This is a genomic window from Variovorax sp. Varisp46 (assembly GCF_059491885.1).
The window spans coordinates 1,814,129-1,833,427 of record NZ_CP168515.1 but is presented as its reverse complement, the minus strand read 5'-3'; the positions used below and the strand labels follow the sequence as shown (position 1 = coordinate 1,833,427).

Annotated in this window: 19 protein-coding genes; 3 read left to right on the top strand and 16 right to left on the bottom strand. The window is 66.0% G+C overall.

The window, feature by feature from the left end:
• Positions 1 to 4: 4 nt before the first annotated feature.
• The 15 genes from rnhB to rpsB form a co-directional block, all read right to left on the bottom strand.
• Positions 5 to 727, bottom strand: coding sequence for a ribonuclease HII (rnhB, locus tag ACEN9N_RS08635; protein ID WP_413315782.1), 723 nt, complete (start codon positions 725 to 727; stop codon positions 5 to 7).
• Positions 699 to 1,847 (bottom strand): lipid-A-disaccharide synthase, encoded by a 1,149-nt coding sequence (gene lpxB, locus ACEN9N_RS08630; RefSeq protein ID WP_413315781.1) that lies wholly within the window; start codon positions 1,845 to 1,847, stop codon positions 699 to 701. Before lpxB ends, rnhB begins: the two co-directional genes overlap by 29 nt.
• Positions 1,848 to 1,857: 10 nt before the next feature.
• Complete coding sequence (lpxA, locus tag ACEN9N_RS08625) at positions 1,858 to 2,646, bottom strand: acyl-ACP--UDP-N-acetylglucosamine O-acyltransferase (protein ID WP_413315780.1); 789 nt, start codon at positions 2,644 to 2,646, stop codon at positions 1,858 to 1,860.
• 26 nt (positions 2,647 to 2,672) lie between these two features.
• Positions 2,673 to 3,131 (bottom strand): 3-hydroxyacyl-ACP dehydratase FabZ, encoded by a 459-nt coding sequence (fabZ, locus tag ACEN9N_RS08620; protein WP_007836981.1) that lies wholly within the window; start codon positions 3,129 to 3,131, stop codon positions 2,673 to 2,675.
• Positions 3,132 to 3,154: 23 nt separating this feature from the next.
• Entirely contained in the window at positions 3,155 to 4,132 is a 978-nt protein-coding gene (gene lpxD, locus ACEN9N_RS08615) for a UDP-3-O-(3-hydroxymyristoyl)glucosamine N-acyltransferase (protein ID WP_495655867.1), read from the bottom strand.
• A gap of 14 nt (positions 4,133 to 4,146) precedes the next feature.
• On the bottom strand, positions 4,147 to 4,692 hold the full coding sequence (locus tag ACEN9N_RS08610; protein WP_007836983.1) for an OmpH/Skp family outer membrane protein: 546 nt from the start codon (positions 4,690 to 4,692) through the stop codon (positions 4,147 to 4,149).
• Positions 4,693 to 7,164, bottom strand: a complete 2,472-nt coding sequence (gene bamA / locus ACEN9N_RS08605) for an outer membrane protein assembly factor BamA (protein WP_007836984.1) — start codon at positions 7,162 to 7,164, stop codon at positions 4,693 to 4,695. It lies immediately after the preceding gene.
• Between the two features lie 38 nt (positions 7,165 to 7,202).
• The gene (rseP, locus tag ACEN9N_RS08600) at positions 7,203 to 8,576 is read right to left on the bottom strand and encodes an RIP metalloprotease RseP (RefSeq protein ID WP_495655866.1); all 1,374 of its coding nucleotides are present in this window, start codon (positions 8,574 to 8,576) and stop codon (positions 7,203 to 7,205) included.
• A gap of 29 nt (positions 8,577 to 8,605) precedes the next feature.
• On the bottom strand, positions 8,606 to 9,796 hold the full coding sequence (gene ispC, locus ACEN9N_RS08595) for a 1-deoxy-D-xylulose-5-phosphate reductoisomerase (RefSeq protein ID WP_413315778.1): 1,191 nt from the start codon (positions 9,794 to 9,796) through the stop codon (positions 8,606 to 8,608).
• Positions 9,793 to 10,638, bottom strand: coding sequence for a phosphatidate cytidylyltransferase (locus tag ACEN9N_RS08590; RefSeq protein ID WP_413315777.1), 846 nt, complete (start codon positions 10,636 to 10,638; stop codon positions 9,793 to 9,795). Before ACEN9N_RS08590 ends, ispC begins: the two co-directional genes overlap by 4 nt.
• Before the next feature lie 19 nt (positions 10,639 to 10,657).
• The gene (gene uppS / locus ACEN9N_RS08585) at positions 10,658 to 11,377 is read right to left on the bottom strand and encodes a polyprenyl diphosphate synthase (protein WP_007836990.1); all 720 of its coding nucleotides are present in this window, start codon (positions 11,375 to 11,377) and stop codon (positions 10,658 to 10,660) included.
• An 8-nt stretch (positions 11,378 to 11,385) separates the two neighbouring features.
• The gene (frr, locus tag ACEN9N_RS08580) at positions 11,386 to 11,946 is read right to left on the bottom strand and encodes a ribosome recycling factor (RefSeq protein WP_007836991.1); all 561 of its coding nucleotides are present in this window, start codon (positions 11,944 to 11,946) and stop codon (positions 11,386 to 11,388) included.
• A gap of 11 nt (positions 11,947 to 11,957) precedes the next feature.
• Positions 11,958 to 12,680, bottom strand: a complete 723-nt coding sequence (pyrH, locus tag ACEN9N_RS08575) for a UMP kinase (RefSeq protein ID WP_007836993.1) — start codon at positions 12,678 to 12,680, stop codon at positions 11,958 to 11,960.
• A 95-nt stretch (positions 12,681 to 12,775) separates the two neighbouring features.
• Positions 12,776 to 13,699 carry a translation elongation factor Ts gene (gene tsf / locus ACEN9N_RS08570; RefSeq protein ID WP_495655865.1) on the bottom strand — a complete coding sequence of 308 codons (924 nt, stop codon included), beginning with the start codon at positions 13,697 to 13,699 and terminating at the stop codon, positions 12,776 to 12,778.
• Between the two features lie 81 nt (positions 13,700 to 13,780).
• Positions 13,781 to 14,533 carry a 30S ribosomal protein S2 gene (rpsB, locus tag ACEN9N_RS08565; protein WP_007836997.1) on the bottom strand — a complete coding sequence of 251 codons (753 nt, stop codon included), beginning with the start codon at positions 14,531 to 14,533 and terminating at the stop codon, positions 13,781 to 13,783.
• Between the two features lie 208 nt (positions 14,534 to 14,741).
• On the opposite strand from rpsB, the gene ACEN9N_RS08560 reads away from it, so the two are divergent.
• Entirely contained in the window at positions 14,742 to 16,064 is a 1,323-nt protein-coding gene (locus tag ACEN9N_RS08560; RefSeq protein ID WP_495655864.1) for an amidase, read from the top strand.
• Between the two features lie 56 nt (positions 16,065 to 16,120).
• Positions 16,121 to 17,374 carry a D-amino acid dehydrogenase gene (locus tag ACEN9N_RS08555; RefSeq protein ID WP_495655863.1) on the top strand — a complete coding sequence of 418 codons (1,254 nt, stop codon included), beginning with the start codon at positions 16,121 to 16,123 and terminating at the stop codon, positions 17,372 to 17,374.
• Here ACEN9N_RS08555 and ACEN9N_RS08550 read toward each other — a convergent pair.
• A complete protein-coding gene (locus ACEN9N_RS08550) occupies positions 17,364 to 17,792 on the bottom strand; it encodes a hypothetical protein (RefSeq protein ID WP_495655862.1) in 429 nt (142 codons plus the stop codon). The two genes, ACEN9N_RS08555 and ACEN9N_RS08550, sit on opposite strands and share 11 nt — an antisense overlap.
• Positions 17,793 to 17,833: 41 nt before the next feature.
• Between ACEN9N_RS08550 and ACEN9N_RS08545 the strand changes: the two genes are divergently transcribed.
• Complete coding sequence (locus ACEN9N_RS08545; RefSeq protein ID WP_495655861.1) at positions 17,834 to 19,294, top strand: NAD(P)H-hydrate dehydratase; 1,461 nt, start codon at positions 17,834 to 17,836, stop codon at positions 19,292 to 19,294.
• Positions 19,295 to 19,299 lie beyond the last annotated feature (5 nt).

Here is a 19,299-nt window from a genome sequence, read left to right as displayed (position 1 = left end):
AGAGTCAGGGCGCAGCGCGCAGGTCGAGGTGCACGGTCTCGACCGTTGCCGCGAACACCGTGGGCGCGGCAGACTCAGTCTCGACGACCTGCGCGGTACCCGCTGCCGTCCGAGCCAGCGCGGCGGCAACCGGGCTGAACGACCTGCGGTGATGCACACAGGCGCCGTGGCGCTGCAGCGCTTCCAGGTGCTCCGGCGTGCCGTAGCCCTTGTGGCCGGCAAAGCCGTAGTTCGGAAATTCGACGTGCAATTGCTCGCAGAGACGGTCGCGATGGACCTTGGCCAGGATGGACGCAGCCGAAATCGCCTTGACCAGCGCATCGCCCTTGACCACGGCTTCGGCCAGCACGTCCAGCGTGGGCAGGCGGTTGCCGTCGACCAGCACCTTGGCCGGCTTCAGGCGCAAGCCCTCGACCGCGCGCCGCATCGCAAGCATCGTGGCCTGCAGGATGTTGTGCGTATCGATTTCCTCGACGCTCGCCTGGGCGATGGAGCAGCAAAGGGCCTTGGCCAGGATCTGGTCGTGCAGGCGCTCGCGCTGCAAAGGTGTGAGGGTCTTGGAATCGGCCAGTCCGCGGATCGGCCGGGTGTCGTCGAGGATCACCGCCGCGGCCACCACGGGGCCCGCCAGCGGCCCGCGACCGGCCTCGTCCACGCCTGCGAGCAGGCCCGGCGCGTCCCACACCAAACGGGCTTGCTCAGCTTTCAAGAACTTTCTGGATCGCATCGGCGCAAAGTGTCGGCGTATCGCGCTGCAATTGCACGTGCAGCTCGGAAAATCTTTGTTGCAGGGCCCGCGTCTTTTCGGGCTCGTCGAGCCAGGCGAGCGTGGCCTGGGCCAGCGCCTCGGGCGTGGCGGCTTCCTGCAGCAGTTCGGGCACCACGAACTCGCGGCACAGGATGTTGGGCAAGCCGACCCACGGTTGCAACTGCTTGCGCTGCATCAGGCGCCACGAGAGCGCGTTCATGTTGTAGGCGATGACCATCGGCCGCTTGAACAGCGCCGCCTCGAGCGTGGCGGTGCCGCTGGCGATCAGCGTGGCGTCGCAGGCGGCCAGTGCGGCGTGCGACTGGCCGTCGAGCAGCTTCACCCGGCCCGTCATGCCGGTGGCCTGGAGCAAGGCCTCGACCTCGGAGCGCAGCCCCGGAAGGATGGGCGCCACGAACTGGAGCGCCGGCCGGGCCTTCTGCATCAGCGCGGCGGCGGCGAAGAATCGGTCCGCCAGGTAGCGTATCTCGGAGCGGCGGCTGCCCGGCAACAAGGCGACGACCTGAGCGTCGGACGCCAACCCGATCGCGGTGCGGGCCGCGGCGCGGTCGGGCGTCATCGGGATCACGTTGGCAATCGGATGCCCCACGTAGCTCGCGGCAACACCCTGCTTTTCGAGCAGTTCGGGCTCGAACGGGAAGATGCACAGCACATGGTCGGCCGCAGCCCGGACCTTCTCGATGCGCTTCGGCCGCCAGGCCCAGATCGAAGGGCAGATGAAATGCACGGTCTTGATGCCCTGGCTGCGCAGCCCGGCTTCGAGATCGAGATTGAAATCGGGCGCATCGACGCCGATGAACAGCTCGGGCCGTTCGCTCAGCAAACGGGTCTTCAGCCGGCGGCGGATGCCGGCGATCTCGGCATAGTGCCGCAGCACCTCGACGTAGCCGCGCACCGCGAGCTTTTCTTGCGGCCACCAGCTCTGGAAGCCGTGGGCCAGCATGCGGGGGCCGCCGATGCCGACGGTCTGGAGATCCGGCCAACGGGCCTGGAGGCCATCGAGCAGCAAACCCGCGAGCAGATCGCCGGAGGCTTCGCCCGCGACCAGCGCGAAGCGTCGCTGTCCGTCCTTCTGCATCGCCGTCACGTCAGCGCGCGATGCCGCGCGTCGAGTTGGCGAGGAAGGACTCCATCAGCGCGACGTCACCTGCGGCTTCCGGCATTTCCGTCGCGAGCGCGGCAATGGCCATGCGCGCTTCTTCGAGCGTCTTGCCCTGGCGGTATAGCAGGCGATGCATCTGCTTCACCGCTGCAAGCCGCTGGGCAGAGAAGTCGCGCCGCCGCAGGCCGACGATGTTGAAGCCGCGCACTGCCAGTGGATTGCCGTCGACCAGCATGAAAGGCGGCACGTCCTGCGACACCGCGCTTGCGAAGCCGAGCATGGCATGCGCTCCCACCGAGACGAACTGGTGAATGCCGGTGAGCCCGCCGACCGTCACCCAGTCTGCGAGGTGAACGTGCCCGGCCAGCGTGGTGTTGTTGGCCAGCGTGGTGTGGTTGTCGACCTGGCAGTCATGCGCGATGTGCGTGTACGCCATGATCCAGTTGTCGTCGCCCACGCGCGTCACGCCGCCCGCCCCCGGCACGCCGAGATTGAACGTGCAGAACTCGCGAATGACGTTGCGGTCGCCGATAACGAGCTCGGTCGGTTCGCCCGCGTACTTCTTGTCCTGGGGAATGGCGCCGAGCGACGAGAACTGGAAGATCCTGTTGTCGCGCCCGATGGTCGTGCGCCCCTCGATCACGCAATGCGCGCCGATGGTAGTGCCCGCGCCCACCCGCACGTGCGGACCGATCACGGTATAGGGGCCGACCGACACCGAGGCGTGGAGTTCGGCCTGGGGGTCGACGAGTGCGGTCGAATGAACCTGGGTCATGCCTTGTGGAAACGACTGCGGCCGGATCAGTTGATCTGGCGCATGGCGCACATCAGCGTCGCCTCGCAGGCGAGTTCGCTGCCCACCAGGGCCCGGCCCTTGAACTTGGAAATGCCGGCCTTCATGCGCTCGATCTCGACTTCGAGCGTCAACTGGTCACCGGGCTCCACGGGCCGCTTGAAACGTGCGCCGTCGATGGCGGCAAAGTAATAGACGGTGTTGTCGTCCGGCACGATGTCGAGCGAGTGGAACGACAGCAGGGCCGCGGCCTGGGCCATGGCTTCGAGCATCAGCACGCCCGGCATCACCGGACGGTGCGGGAAGTGGCCGTTGAAGAACGGCTCGTTCATCGTCACGTTCTTCAGCGCCGTGATGCGCTTGCCCTTTTCCATGTCCAGTACGCGGTCCACCAGCAGGAACGGGTAGCGGTGGGGCAGCAGCTTGAGGATTTGATGGATATCGAGCGCTATCGCTGGCTTTGTCATGATTTTCTGTTCCTGCATCGTCGTCATTTTTTCGAGGGAGCCTTCTCCAGCGCCTTCAGTCGTTCGCGCAGGCTGTGCAACTGCTTGAGCGTTGCCGCATTCTTTTCCCAGCTCGCATTGTCATCGATGGGAAACATGCCGGTGTATTGGCCGGCCTTGTGGATCGAACGGGTAACCACGGTTGCGGCGGACACGTGGACGCCGTCGGCCACCGTCAGATGGCCCAGCACGATGGCGCCGCCGCCGAAGGTGCAGTTGGCACCGATGGTGGCGCTGCCAGCCACGCCGACACAGCCCGCCATGGCGGTATTCTTGCCGACGCGCACGTTGTGGCCGATCTGGATCAGGTTGTCGAGCTTCACGCCGTCGTCGATCACTGTGTCGTCGAGCGCGCCGCGGTCGATGCAGGTGTTGGCGCCGATCTCGACGTCGTTGCCGATGCGCACCGCACCCAACTGTTCGATCTTGATCCAGCGCCCCTCGTGCGGCGCCAGGCCGAAGCCGTCGGCGCCGATGACCACGCCCGGGTGCAGCAGGCAGCGCTCGCCGATGGTGCAGTCTTCGCTGACCGTCACCCGGGACTTCAGCACAGTGCCCGCACCGATGCGCGCGCCCCGCTCCACCACGCACAGCGCGCCGATGCGCGCAGTGGCATCGACTTGCGCCTCAGCATGGATCACTGCGCTGGGATGGATGCGATCGGCTTCCGGACGCGCGTGGTGCGCCTTCCAGAGCTGTGTCAGGCGGGCAAAGTAGAAGTACGGATCCGGCGTGAGGATGAAAGCGCCACGCGCCACAGCCGCCTCGCGCATGGCCGGCGACACGATCACGCAAGCGGCCTTCGAAGCCGCCAATTCCTGCTGGTATTTGGGATGGCTCAGGAAACTGAGCGCATCGGGCTGCGCATTCTGCAGCGGCGCCAACCGCTCGATGGACAGCGCCGCATCGCCATGAAGTTCGCCCCCAAGGGCGTCAACGATGGCTCCGAGCTGCAGTGACACGCCGGCTCCCGGCGTTACTTGCCGGCCGCAGGCGCAGAAGAGCTGACCGACGCGTTCAGCGCCTTGATCACCTTGTCGGTGATGTCGTGCTTCGGATTGATGTAGATCGCCTCCTGCAGGATGGCGTCGTACTTCTCGGCCTCGGCCACCTGCTTCACCACGCGGTTGGCGCGCTCGTAGACCTGCTGGAGCTCTTCATTCTTGCGCGAGTTCAGGTCTTCCTGGAACTCGCGCCGCTTGCGCTGAAAGTCGCGGTCCTGGTCAACCAGCCCGCGCTGGCGCGCTGCCCGCTGGCTTTCCGACAGGGTGGGTGCCTCGCGCTCGAACTTCTCCGAGGCCGCTTTCAGGGCGTCGCCCTGCGAAGTCAGATCCTTCTCGCGCTTCAGGAATTCGGCTTCGAGTTTTGCCTGGGCAGTCTTGGCCGGCTGCGCCTCGCGCAGCACGCGGTCCGGGTTCACGAAACCGATGCGAAAGGTTTCCTGCGCCTGGGCGGGCACCGCAGCGAACGCGAGAGCGGGAATCAACAACACGCCTGCCGCGGCGCGAATCAAATGCTTCATTTAGAAAGACGTTCCGATCTGGAATTGGAGGCGCTGAATTCTATCCTTCGGGATGTAGCCGGGCGTCAGCGGGACCCCTACTTCCTTCTGGGACTTGATGGGGAAGGCGTAGGCGAGGCGCAGCGGGCCCAGCGGCGAGATCCAGCTGATGCCCAGGCCGACGGAAGCGCGCAGCTTCTTCTCGGCCTTCCATTGCTCGTCGGTCAGTCCGGCGGCACGCGAGCCGAACACATTGCCGACGTCGAAGAAGCCGTACAGGCGCAGCGTGCGGTCGTTGCCGGCCCCCGGGAACGGCGTGCTCAGCTCCGCGTTGAAGATGGCCTTCTTGGTGCCGCCCAAAGCAGCACCTTCGCTCTGGCCCAACAGCGGCACGTCGCGTGGACCCAGCGAGTTTTGCTCGAAGCCGCGAATGGAGCCGAGACCACCCGCGTAGAAGTTCTTGAAGATCGGATAGACCTTGCCGCCCAGCGCCTTGGCATAGCCGACTTCGCCGTTGATCGAGAAGGTGTACTGCTTGTTGATCGCGAAGAACTGCTGGTACTGGTAGTTCGTCTTGACGTATTTCATGTCGCCCGCCACCCCCAGTTCGAGGTTGGCACGCTGCAGCCGCCCGGTGGTCGGAATCAGCGCGCTGTCGCGGTTGTCCCGGCCCCAGCCTACGCTCAGCGGCACGCCCCAGACGCTGTCCTGCGAGCAGCCCGTAACGAGCCAGCCGGCCGGTGTCGGCGGCAGCAGCGGACCGTTGCTCACAGGGCTCGTGTTGAGATGGCACTGGAAGTAGTCGAGGTAGGAACGCGGCGTGGTCAAGCCCGCGAGTGCCGTCGTCTTGTTCGGATCGAACGCATACCGCTCCAGGCCGATGCCGAAGAAGACCGTATCGACCTCGCTGAACGGAACGCCAAAGCGGATGGAAGCGCCCTGGTTGACCAGCTTGTAGTCGCCGTCGATGGTCGTCGAATACGGCCGTGTCGTCGTGTGATACACGCTGATCGTGCGCGAGATGCCGTCAGGCGTGAAGTACGGGTCGGTCGTCGTCAGCGACAACGTGCGGTTGTACTTGCTGGTGTTGACCTGCACGCCCAGGAAGTTGCCCGAGCCGAACACGTTTTCCTGCGAAATACCGAAGGTCAGTGCGACCTTCTCGGCGCTCGAGTAGCCGGCGCCGAGCTGCAAGCTGCCGGTGGGCTTTTCGGCCACGTTGACTGTCAGGTCCACCTGATCAGGCGAGCCGGGCACTTCCTGCGTATCGACATTCACCTCGGTGAAGAACCCCAGGCGGTCCACGCGGTCGCGCGAGAGCTTGATCTTGTCGCCGTCGTACCAGGAGGCCTCGTACTGGCGGAACTCGCGGCGAATGACTTCGTCGCGGGTCTTGTTGTTGCCGCCCACCGACACGCGCCGCACGTACACGCGGCGCGAAGGTTCGGCCTGCAGCGTGAGCGCGACCCGGTTGTTGACACGGTCGATCTCGGGGCGCGCCTGCACGCGTGCGAACGCGTAGCCGAAGGTGCCGAAATAGTCGTTGAAGGCCTTGGTGGTCTCGGTGACCTGCTCGCCGTTGTAGGGCTCGCCCGGCTTGATGGTAATGAGCGACTTGAACTCCTCGTCGCGGCCGAGATAGTTGCCGTCGAGCTTGACGCTCGACACCACGAACTTCTCGCCTTCGGTGATGTTCACGGTCACCGTCAGGTCCTTGCGGTCCGGCGAGATGGCAACCTGGGTCGAGTCGATGCGGAACTCCAGATAGCCGCGCGTGATGTAGTACGAGCGCAGGGTTTCGAGGTCGGCGTTGAGCTTGGCGCGCGAGTACTGGTTCGACTTGGTGTACCAGCTCATGAAGCCGCCGCTGTCCTGGTCGAACAGGCTCAACAGCGTCGATTCGCTGAAGGCCTTGTTGCCCACCACGTGCACTTCGCGGATGCGGGCCGAATCGCCTTCGGTCACGGTGAAGGTCAGGTTGACGCGGTTGCGCTCGATGGGCGTGACGGTGGTCACGACCTGCGCGTTGTAGAGGCTCTTGCTCACGTACTGGCGCTTGAGTTCCTGCTCGGCACGGTCAGCCAGCGCCTTGTCGTAGGGACGGCCATCAGCCAGACCGACTTCGCGCAGCGCCTTCTGCAGAGCCGCCTTGTCGAACTCCTTCGCACCAACGAAATCGACGTCTGCAATGGTCGGACGCTCTTCGACGATCACCACCAGCACGTTGCCGTTCACGTCGATGCGCACATCCTTGAACAACCCCAGATCGAACAGCGCGCGAATGGCGGCTGAGCCGCGCTCGTCGCTGTAGGTATCGCCCACGCGCAGCGGCAGCGATGCGAAGATCGTGCCGGCTTCGACGCGTTGCAGGCCTTCGACGCGAATGTCGCGCACCGTGAAAGGCTCGACGGCCCAAGCTGCCGTGGCGGCGAGCGCACTGGCGACCACCGCGGCAACGCTACGCAGGCGAAAGCGACTGAAGTTTTTGTTCATCTGTGAATTGAACCGGCACGGAAAGGGCCGGCTGAAAGTTAACCAAAGAGCCGCGTGACGTCGTTGAAGAGTGCGACCGACATCATGACCAGCAGCAGGGCCACACCCCCGCGCTGAAGCCGTTCCATCCAGGCGTCGGAGACGCACTTGCCGGTCAGGCCCTCCCAAAGATAATACATCAGGTGTCCACCATCGAGGACCGGCAGCGGCATGAGATTGAGGACCCCGAGGCTCACGCTGATGAGCGCCAGGAAGATCAGATACTGAGTGAAGCCGAGGCTTGCGGACTTGCCCGCGTAGTCGGCGATCGTGAGCGGACCGCTCAGGTTCTTGAGCGAAACCTCGCCGATGACCATCTTGCCCATCATGCGCACGGTCAGCGCGGAGACCTCCCAGGTGCGCACCACGCCGCGCCAGACACCGTCGATCGGCCCCTGGCGCACCGTCACCATTTCGGGCGGCGCACCGACGTACGCGCCGATGCGACCGACCTTGTTGCTGCCCTCTTCCCGCACCTCGGGTTTCACGTCGATCGTGAGCGACCTGCCACCGCGCTCGACCTGCCAGGCCTGCGTGCGCGGCTCGCCGCCATCGACCGACGCCCGGATCGCTTCACGCAGCTGCTGCCCGTCGACGATGGCCGTGCCGCCGATGGCACGCACCACGTCGCCGTTGCGAAGACCGGCACTCTCGGCCGCGCCACCTGCCATGACTTCACCGATCTCGGGCCTGGTCAGAGGTGCCAGCACGCCGATCTTGCGGAACATTTGAGGATCAGCGTCCTTGGCCTCCATGCGGCTCAGCGGCAGCACCAGTTGCCGCGCCGGCCGGCCGCCCTCGCCCGCCACTTCGAGCGTCAGGTCGTGTCCGTCCAGCGCGCCGCGCGTCATGCGCCATCGCAGGTCCTCGAAGGACTGCACCGGCGAAAGGTCGCCATCGAAGCCCGCCCGGGTGATCTGTTCGCCACCGCGCAGGCCCGCTGCCTCGGCCAGAGAAGCCGCCACCGGCCGCGCAAGCCTGGCGACCGGCTCCTGCACGCCGATCCAGTTGACCGCGGTGTAAAGCACGACGGCCAGCAGCAGATTGGCAATAGGCCCCGCCGCAACGATGGCCGCTCGCGAACGCAGCGGCTGGGTGTTGAAGGCGCGATGACGCTCTTCGGGCGCAACCGGCCCTTCGCGCTCGTCGAGCATCTTGACGTAGCCGCCCAATGGAAAGGCGCCGATGACGAATTCGGTCTGCTGTCCCGGATGCTGGCGCTTCGGTTGCCAGCGAAACAGCGCCTTGCCGAATCCGACGGAGAAGCGCTCGACCTTGACGCCACAGGCAACGGCCACGCGGTAGTGCCCGTATTCGTGCACCGCGATCAGGACACCGAGCGCGACCACGAAGGCTATGACTGTGAGCAGCATCGGGATCCTTGGTCTCTTGAGGGGGTACGTCAGGCTGCGAAGCGCAGCGCAGCGGCATTGGCCGCCGCACGGGCGCTGGCATCGATCGCCAGCAGGTCGGCCAGCGATGCCGGCTTGGAGGGAGAGACTGCTTCCAAAGTTTCCATGTTGACCGCATGAATGCAATCGAACCGAAGGCGGCGGCTCAGGAAAGCTTCCACCGCAACCTCGTTGGCAGCGTTGAGCACCGCCGTCGTGCCCGGTGCGGCGCGCAGCGCGTGCCATGCCAAGCCCAGCCCTGGAAAGAGCGCCGCATCGGGTGCATCGAAGGTCAGCGAGGCCATCTGGCGGAAGTCGAGCCGCGCGGCGCCGCTCTCGATGCGTTCGGGCCAGGCCAGACCCACCGCGATCGGCACCCGCATGTCGGGTGTACCGAGCTGTGCGATGACCGATGCATCGGTGAACTGCACCATCGAGTGCACCACGCTCTGCGGATGGATGACGACCTCGATCTGCTCGGGCGAGACGCCGAACAGGTGACGCGCCTCGATCACCTCGAGCGCCTTGTTCATCATGGTGGCCGAGTCGACCGAAATCTTGCGGCCCATGACCCAGTTCGGATGGGCACAGGCCTGCTCGGGCGTTACCGTGCCCAGGGTTTCCGGAGCACGCGTACGGAACGGACCGCCCGAGGCGGTCAGGATGATCTTGTCGATGCGCCGTGCCCAGGTGGATGGATCTTCGGGCAGCGACTGGAAGATGGCCGAATGCTCGCTGTCGATAGGCAGCAGCGTGGCGCCGCCCTCGCGCACGGTACGCATGAAGAGCTCGCCGCCGACGACCAGCGCCTCCTTGTTGGCCAGCAGCAGGCGCTTGCCGGCGCGCGCGGCGGCCAGGCACGGGCCCAGGCCCGCGGCACCGACGATGGCGGCCATGACGGCATCCGTTTCGTCGTGGGACGCTATCGTTTCGAGAGCATCGCCACCCATCAGGACAACCGTCTTCAGGCTGTTCTGCTTCAGCTTTTCAGCCAGCATCGCGGCATGCGGCGCGCTGGCCATCACCGCGAACCGCGGCAAGAACTGGGCGCACTGCGCCAGCAACTCGTCGACCTTGGTGGCAGCCGAAAGCGCGAACACCTCAAAGCGCTCGGGGTGGCGCGAAATGACGTCGAGCGTGCTTACGCCGACCGAGCCGGTCGAGCCGAGCACCGTGACGCGTTGTCTTCTGAGTGAGTTCACAGGAAAGCCAGCATCATGGCAATGGGAAGCGCCGGCAAGAGGGCATCCACGCGGTCGAGAACACCACCGTGGCCGGGCAACAGCCGGCTGCTGTCCTTGGCGCCGGCACTGCGCTTGATGAGAGATTCGACGAGGTCACCCACGACGCTCATGGCCGAGAGGAACAACGCGGCGAGCAGCAGGAGCCACCAGCCACGCTCGTTGAGACGGGTGTAGAGGCTGGCCACGGCGGCGCCGGTTGCCTTGTCGGCCCAGGCCCAGGCAAAGGCCAGTACCACCACGCCGATCATGCCGCCCCAGACACCTTCCCAGCTCTTGCCGGGACTGATCGCGGGCGCGAGCTTGTTGCGCGTGAACCTGAGGCCGAAGGCACGGCCGGCGAAATAGGCGAACACGTCGGCCACCCATACCAGCACCAGGATCGACAGCAGGAAGTTGATGCCGATCATGCGCGCCTGCACCGCGGCAAGCCACGCCACCCAGAGCGCAAGCAGGCCGCCGACCAGCCGCAGCCCACGCGGAATGCGGGGCCAGCCCGGCACCGCCACGCGCAGCAGGGCCGCACCGCCCAGCACCCAGGCTGCGCTGGCCAGGGTCCACACCAGCACCAGCGGCCGCTCCAGCAACCCCAGCCACCAGGACAACGCACACAGCACCACCATCTCGAAGCCGAGGAATACCGACAGCCGCTGGCCGTATCCGTTCAGGCGCCCCCACTCCCAAGCGGCCGCGCCGATCAAGACCAGCATGACGCAGGCAAAAGGAATGTAGTTTCGGTAGAACAGCGCCGGCAGCAGGATCGCGAGCAGCACGATCGCCGTGAGGATGCGTTGTTTGAGCATGCGTGAGGTTGTGGGGTCTTCAGGCCGCAGCCGTCGAAACCTGTGCCGAGGTCTGGCCGAAGCGGCGCTCGCGGCCCTGGAACGCGGCAATCGCCTCGTCCAGCGCGGCCTCGTCGAATTCGGGCCACAGCTTGTCGCTGAAGAAGAGCTCGGCGTAGGCACTCTGCCAAAGCAGGAAATTGGACAACCGCTGCTCGCCGCCCGTTCGGATGAACAGGTCGGGGTCGGGCACGTGGGCCAGGGCCATGGCGCGGTCGAGACTGATCTCGGTGATCGCTTCGCCCTGCGCCACCAATCTGGCGGCGGCCTGCGCGATGTCCCAGCGGCCGCCGTAGTTGAAGCAGACGTTGAGCACCATGCGCGTGTTGTGTGCCGTGGCAACCTCGGCGTCGACCAGGCCCTTCACCATCTTCGGCGACAGGCCGCCCCGCTCGCCGACGAAATGCAGCCGCACACCGTCGCTGCTGAGCTTGGGCACCTCGCGGGCGAGCGCCCCGACCATCAGCTCCATAAGCCCGGAGACTTCCTCGACGGGCCGATTCCAGTTCTCGGAGGAGAACGCAAACACCGTGAGCACGCCCACGCCGCGATCGGCGCAGGCCTTGACACAGCGCCGCAGCGCTTCGACGCCCTGTTTGTGCCCCGCGACGCGAGGCAGGAAACGTCGCGTCGCCCAACGGCCGTTGCCGTCCATGACGATGGCAACGTGGTGGGGAATGCGCGGCGCTGACGAGGCCATGGCGAGCCTCAAACGGCCATGATCTCCGCTTCCTTGGCCGCGACCAGGCGGTCGATTTCCGCGATGTGGCGGTCGGTAACCTTCTGGATCTCGGCTTCGGCACGCTTCTGGTCGTCTTCGGAGGCCAGCTTGTCCTTGACCAGCTTCTTGACCGACTCGTTCGCGTCACGGCGCAGGTTGCGCGTGGCGATCTTGGCGGTTTCGCCTTCGTTGCGGACCAGCTTGGTCATTTCCTTGCGGCGCTCTTCGCTCATGGCGGGCAGCGGCACGCGGATCAGGTCGCCCATCGAGGCGGGATTCAGGCCCAGGTCGCTTTCGCGGATGGCCTTCTCGATCTTGGCGCCCATGCCCTTTTCCCAGGGCTGGACGCTGATGGTGCGCGAGTCGAGCACCGACACGTTGGCCACCTGGCTCAGCGGCACCTGCGAACCGTAGTACTCGACGTGGATCGAGTCGAGCAGCGCCGAATTGGCGCGGCCCGTTCGGATCTTGGTGAGGTTGTTCTGGAATGCGGCGAGCGACTGATTCATCTTCGCGTCGGTCGCACTGCGGATGTCTGCAATGGTCATCTCAAATACTCCTAGGCATGCACCAGCGTGCCCTCGTCCTCGCCCATCACGACGCGCTTGAGCGCACCGTTCTTGAGGATCGAGAACACCTTGATCGGCAGCTTCTGGTCGCGGCACAGCGCGAAGGCCGTGGCGTCCATGATGCCGAGATTTTTTGCGATCGCCTCGTCGAAAGTCAGCGTGGCGTAGCGCGTTGCATCGGGGTTGGTCTTGGGGTCGGCGGTATAGACGCCGTCGACCTTGGTCGCCTTGAGCACGAGCTCGGCGCCGATCTCGGCGCCGCGCAGCGCGGCGGCCGTATCGGTGGTGAAGAACGGATTGCCCGTGCCGGCCGCGAACACCACGACCTTGCCCTCTTCGAGGTACTGCAGGGCCTTGGGGCGCACATAGGGCTCGACCACCTGCTCGATGGCAATGGCGGACATCACGCGGGCTACGAGCCCCTGCTTGTCCATTGCGTCGGCCAGCGCCAGCGAGTTCATCACGGTGGCCAGCATGCCCATGTAGTCGGCCGTGGCGCGGTCCATGCCGACCGAGCCACCCGCGACGCCGCGGAAGATGTTGCCGCCCCCGATCACGACCGCCACCTGGACGCCCATGTTCACGACCTCGGCCACTTCCTGCACCATGCGCACGATGGTGGCGCGGTTGATGCCGAAGGCGTCATCGCCCATCAATGCCTCTCCCGACAGCTTCAACAAGATTCGCTTGTGGGCTGGGCGGGCATCAGACATGGGCAATTTCCTTTGATTTGGCGGGGACGAGTGTAAAACGTAGCGATGAAAAAGCGACGGCACGCGTGGCGCACCGTCGCTGGAGCCCGAAAGGCTTAGGCAGCGGCCTTGGCTGCGGCGACCTGCGCGGCAACTTCCGCAGCGAAGTCGTCAACTTTCTTCTCAATGCCTTCGCCGACCACGTACAAGGTAAAGCCCTTGATCGAGGTGTCGGCGGCCTTGAGCATCTGCTCGACGGTCTGCTTGTCGTTCTTCACGAACGGCTGGTTGTGCAGCGAGACTTCCTTCAGGTACTTCTGCACGCCGCCTTCGATGCGCTTGGCAACGATGTCGTCGGGCTGCGGCTTCTTGCCTTCGGCCTCGGCCACCTTGCGGTCTTCGGCAGCCTTGCCGGCAGCCACAGCGCGCTCTTTTTCGATCAGCTCGACAGGCACGTCCGACGCCTGGATGGCGACCGGCTTCATGGCGGCAATGTGCATCGCCACGTCCTTGGCCGACGTATCGTCGCCCTCGAACTCGACCATCACGCCGATGCGCGTGCCGTGCAGGTACGAAGCCAGCTTGCCGTTGCCGGCAAAGCGCTTGAAGCGGCGAAAGCTCATGTTCTCGCCGATCTTGCCAATCAGGCCCTTGCGCACATCCTCGAGCGTCGGGCCGAAGCCGTCCTGCTCGTAAGGCAGCGCGCCCAGCGCAGCGATGTCGGCCGGGTTGTTCTTGGCGACCAGCATCGCGGCAGCGTTGGCCATGGCCAGGAAGCTGTCGTTCTTGGTGACGAAGTCGGTTTCGCAGTTGATTTCGATCATGCCGCCGGCAGCGCCATCGACGAATGCCGTGACCACGCCTTCGGCAGTGATGCGGCCCGATGCCTTGCCAGCCTTGTTGCCGAGCTTGATGCGCAGCAGCTCTTCGGCCTTTTCCATGTTGCCGTCGGCCTCGGTCAGGGCCTTCTTGCATTCCATCATCGGCGCGTCGGTCTTTGCGCGCAGTTCGCCGACCATGCTTGCGGTGATTGCAGCCATTGTTGTATCTCCGTAAATCCAAAAATCAGGTTAAAAAAAAGGGGCACCAAAGCCCCTTCTTCAGGCTCGCGAGCGCGCCAATCAGGCCGAAGCGCCCTCTTCGACTTCGACGAATTCGTCGCTGCCTTCGGCGATGGCCTTGACCACGTCACCGGTGGCGCTGTTGCGGCCTTCGATGATCGCGTCGGCGATGCCGCGGGCGTACAGCGTGACAGCCTTCGACGAGTCGTCGTTGCCAGGGATCACATAGTCGATGCCTTCGGGCGAGTGGTTGGAGTCCACCACGCCGATCAGCGGAATGCCGAGCTTCTTGGCTTCGGCCACGGCGATCTTGTGGAAGCCCACATCGATCACGAAGATGGCGTCGGGCAGCGCGGTCATGTCCTGGATGCCGCCGATGTCCTTTTCGAGCTTCTCGATTTCGCGCGAGAAGGTCAGTTGCTCCTTCTTGCTCAGCGAGTCGAGACCGGCTTCCTGCTGGGCCTTCATGTCCTTCAGGCGCTTGATCGAGGTCTTGACCGTCTTGAAGTTGGTCAGCATGCCGCCGAGCCAGCGGGTGTCGACGAAAGGCACGCCGGCGCGGCGAGCCTCGGCAGCCACGATTTCACGGGCCTGGCGCTTCGTGCCGACCATCAGGATCGTGCCGCGGTTGGCGGTGAGCTGCTTGGCGTACTTCATCGCGTCCTGGAACATCGGGAGCGACTTTTCCAGGTTGATGATGTGGATCTTGTTGCGATGGCCGAAGATGAACGGGGCCATCTTGGGGTTCCAGAAGCGGGTTTGGTGACCGAAATGGACACCTGCTTCCAGCATTTCGCGCATGGTGGTAGACATTGAAATTACTCCAAAGGTTGGGTCTAAAATCCAGCCCGTTTTGTGCTCTTTTGAACGGAGTCACAACACCTTGATTGGGCCGGTTTGCGGATGTGTCTGGCTGGATGCAACGAAAGCCGTCGCTTTGCCAGCGAAACCCAAGGAGTATAGCACGGCCGCCGCCCCTTCTCCCTCGAAACCGAGCCGCCTCACGGCACCCGCAGCCTCCATGAACGACCTTCACGCCACTCGCTTTACCCTTCTGGCAGGTGGCTCCGACGCCCGCACCGAAATGGAGCGCGCCATCGGCATCGCCCTGTCCCCGGCCTGCGCGCACGTCTTCACCCGCACCATGTTCGACGAGGCCCGCCAGACTGCCGCCGCGTCGACCCCCGAGAGCCGCCTTTCCGGACTGGCCTTCACCGCGAAGGACCTGTTCGATGTCGAAGGCCAGCCAACGCCCGCCGGCTCCGCAGTGCTGGCCCATGCGCCCGCTGCCAAGGCCGACGCCCTTGCCGTGGCGCGGCTGCGCGCCGCAGGCGGCGTGCTGACCGGCCGCACCAGCATGACGGAGTTCGCCTTCTCGGGCGTCGGCGTCAATCCGCACCACGGCACGCCGGCCAACGCGTGCGACGCCGCCACGCCCCGCATCCCGGGCGGCTCGTCGTCCGGCGCGGCAGTGTCGGTGGCCAGCGGCGCTGCGTTCATCGGGCTGGGCTCCGACACCGGCGGCTCGATCCGCATCCCGGCGGCGCTGAACGGCATCGTCGGCTTCAAGAACACGGCCCGGCTGACACCTGCGGAAGGCGCACTGCCGCTCTCGACCACCCTGGACACGGTTTGCGCCATGACGCGGTCGGTGCGCGACGCCATCACGGTGCACGAAATCCTCGCCGCGCGGCGCGTGACCGCCGGCAACGCCCCGCTGGCCACCTACAGGCTGGCGGTAGTGAAGAACGTGTTCTTCGACAGTATCGAACCCGCCGTGGCCGCCGCTTTCGAGCGCTCGCTGAAGACGTTGCGGGCCGCCGGCGCCCGCATCATCGAGATCGAACTGCCCGAACTGGCCGAGTTGACCACCATCAACGCCACCGGCGGCTTCTCGGCAGCCGAGTCTTACGCCTGGCACCGCCTGCTGCTGGAGCGCAGCGGCGCAGGCTACGATCCGCGCGTGGTCCAGCGCATCCTGCGCGGTGCCACGATGAAGGCGCACGAATACATCGACCTGATGCATGCCCGCCGCGACTGGATCGCCCGCGTCGAAACCGCACTCGCCCCGTTCGACGCCGTCCTGTCGCCGACCGTGCCGATCACCGCGCCGTCCATCTCCAGCGTGGCGCCGGGCGCCGAGCGCGACGACGAATTCTTCCGCGTCAATACACTGCTGCTGCGCAATCCATCGATCGTCAACATGCTCGACGGCTGCGCCATCTCGCTGCCCTGCCACGTCGACGGCGAACTGCCGGTCGGCCTGATGCTGTGGCACGCCGCGCTGCACGACGACGCCGTGCTCGCAGTTGCGCTCCAGGCCGAGCGCTCGCTGCAAAAATAACAACCGACGCTGCCCAACTCACGGGCGCCAACCATCTCTCTTATCCAGAAAATTCAATGAAAATCGCGATCGTGGGCGCCGGCATCGTCGGCGTCACCACCGCCTGGGAACTGGTTTCCGACGGCCATGAAGTGACCGTGTTCGAGCGCAGGGGCGCCGCCGCAGAAGAAGCCAGCTTCGCCAACGCCGGCGTGGTCGCTCCCGGGTACGTCACGCCATGGGCCGCCCCCGGCATGCGCGGCAAGGTGCTGCGTTCGCTGCTGTCCTCGCACGGCGCCGTCAAGCTGCGATGGCCGCTGGCTTCGCGCGACATAGGATGGCTGTCGCGCTGGCAAAAGGCCTGCAAGCTCGAAACCTACCTCGCCAATCGCGCACGCATGCAGCGCCTGGCCTTCTACAGCCGCAACCGCCTGCACGAAGTGACCGAGGCGCGCGAGCTCAGCTACGAACGCAGCGACGGCTACCTGGTGCTGCTGCGTTCCAAGCGCGAAAAGAAGCTGGTGCAGCCCGGGCTCGACGTACTGCGCGCGGCCGGCAGCGTTTTCAAGGAAATCGATGCAGACGAGGCCCGGCTGATCGAGCCGGCCCTCAACCCCGAGGCCCCGCTGGCGGGCGCCATCCACCTGCCCGACGATGAAGTGGCCAACTGCCGGCAGTTCGCACTGCTCCTCAAGTGGGAGGCCGAGTCGCTCGGCGCCCAGTTTCACTTCAACTGCGACATTGCCCCCCTGAGCTGCGCGGCGCCCACTTCGCTGTCTTTGGCGAGCGGCTCGGACCCGGTGCGCTACGACGCGGTCGTGATGTGCGCCGGCCTGGCGTCGGCGTCGCTGCTGCGGCCGCTGGGGCTGCGCATCCCGATGGCGCCGGTCTACGGCCATTCGATCAGTGCGCCGATCCGCGAACCGCTCAATGCACCGCGCAGCGCGGTGATGGACGAGCGCTACAAGGTTGCCATCTCCCGTCTGGGCCAGCGCGTGCGCGTGGCTGGCGGAGCCGAGATCGGCGGCTCGCTCGACACGATGAATCCGGCTGCCGTGCAGACGCTCTACAAGGTGCTGCACGACTGGTTCCCGGGCGCGGCCACGCTGCAGTCCGGCGTACAGCAATGGAAAGGCGCGCGGCCGATGCTGCCCGACGGCCCGCCCGTGCTGGGCGCAAGCGGCATCCCCGGCGTGTGGCTCAATCTCGGCCACGGCTCGAGCGGCTGGGCGCTGTCATGCGGCAGCGCGCGCGTGCTGGGCGACCTGATCGCCGGACAAGACCCTGGCATCGACCTCGAAGGCCTGGGCGTCGAACGGCTCAGTCTTTAGGACCCCACCGGCGCAGGCGCTCGGCGCTGGCCGGCTGCTCGACGGGCAACGCGGGCTCCGGCGGCGGCCGGAGTTTCTGCGCAGTCCATCCCAGCAAACCGGGGCCGACCAGCACAAAGAAGCCCAGGCACAGCGCATCAGCGCTCAGCAGCGCGAGGCGCGCCAGACCGGAAACGGTTTCGGACGGCACGTCAAACCAGCGGACCACGCTGATGCCGAAGCCGACATTGGCGGCCCATGCCAGGTCCCGCAAAGCCACCCATCGCTTCAAATCGGCCAGCAGAAAGACGCCCCACACGCAGCACAGCAGGCCCAGGCCCCATCCCAGCCCTGCAATCCACGACATCGTCGCAGCCACGAAGAAGACGAGCGCCGCGCAAAGCAGGACGAGCACCCAGCCGACGCTCTTGAGATTCATCCCCGGATGATAAGGAGACGACGCGACGGCACAATGCGCCGATGCAACGCATCACGTCCGCCACCATTGCCGAGCTGTTCGACATCGCCGCCACGCGCCGCATCGAACAGGCTGCGGCGGCCGCCCTGCCCGCGCACGCGCTGATGCAGCGTGCCGGCCTCGCAGTCGCACGGCTGGCAATGGCGATCGCGCCGCATGCACGGACGATCTGGGTGGCCTGCGGGCCAGGCAACAACGGCGGCGATGGCTTCGAGGCCGCTGCGCAGTTGCGGCACAGGGGCTTCTTTCCGGTCGTCACCTTCCTGGGGGATGAAAGCCGCTTGCCGCCGGACGCCAAGGCATCGCTGCAGCGCGCCCGCGACGCAGGCGTGACATTCGCATCGACACCGCCTTCGGCCTATGAACTGGTCATCGACGCGATGCTCGGCATTGGATCGACTCGGCCACCCGAAGGCACGATGGCCGAATGGCTGGCGAATATGCATGCAAGTGCCCGGCCGGTGCTCAGCGTCGACGTGCCATCGGGCCTGAATGCCGACACGGGCACGCTAACCCACGGCATCGAACCTACCCAGACATCGACGCGCAGCTGCGTCACCTTCCTCACGCTGAAGCCCGGCCTGTTCACCGCCCAGGGCCGCGATGCGGCAGGCGCCGTGTGGTTCGACGATCTGGGTTGCGGCGCATTCAAGGATCAACCCGCGGCCCGGATCGCCGGGGCGCCCGAAGCTCGGCGGCGCGCACATGCGTCGCACAAGGGCAGTTTTGGCGATGTCGCGGTGATCGGTGGCGCGCTCGGCATGGCAGGAGCCGCGCTGCTGGCCGGGTCGGCGGCTTTGCACAGCGGTGCGGGGCGCGTATTCGTCGGGCTGCTCGATCCGAGCGCGGCCCCCGTCGACATCGCGCAACCCGAACTGATGCTGCGCGACGCCCGAACGCTCGACCTGTCAGGCATGACAGCAGTGTGCGGATGCGGCGGCGCAAAGGCCGTGGTCGAACTGCTGCCGCGCGCGCTCTCGACGGCGGCCGCACTGGTACTCGATGCCGACGCGCTCAATGCCATCGCGGCCGATGGCGCGCTGCAAGCCCAATTGGTACTGCGAGGAAAAGGCGGAGCACCCACCGTGATCACGCCGCATCCGCTGGAGGCGGCGCGCCTGCTGGGCTGCCCGGTCGGCGAGGTCCAGGCCGACAGGCTGGCCGCAGCCCGCCAACTCGCCGCGCGCTTCGGTGTCGTGACAGTGCTCAAGGGTTCAGGCACTGTGGTTGCCGATGCCCGCGGCGCACCACCCATCATCAACCTGACCGGCAATGCGCGCCTCGCGACGGCCGGCACCGGCGACGTGCTGGCCGGCATGATCGGCGCGGCACTGGCCATGCGCCAGCCAGCCTTCGAGGCGGCGCACGAAGCCGTCTGGCAGCACGGCCACATCGCCGATACCTGGCCGGCCGATGCCGCCCCGCTCACGGCCGGCACGCTGGCCCGCCGTGCGTCCGCCTGACGGCG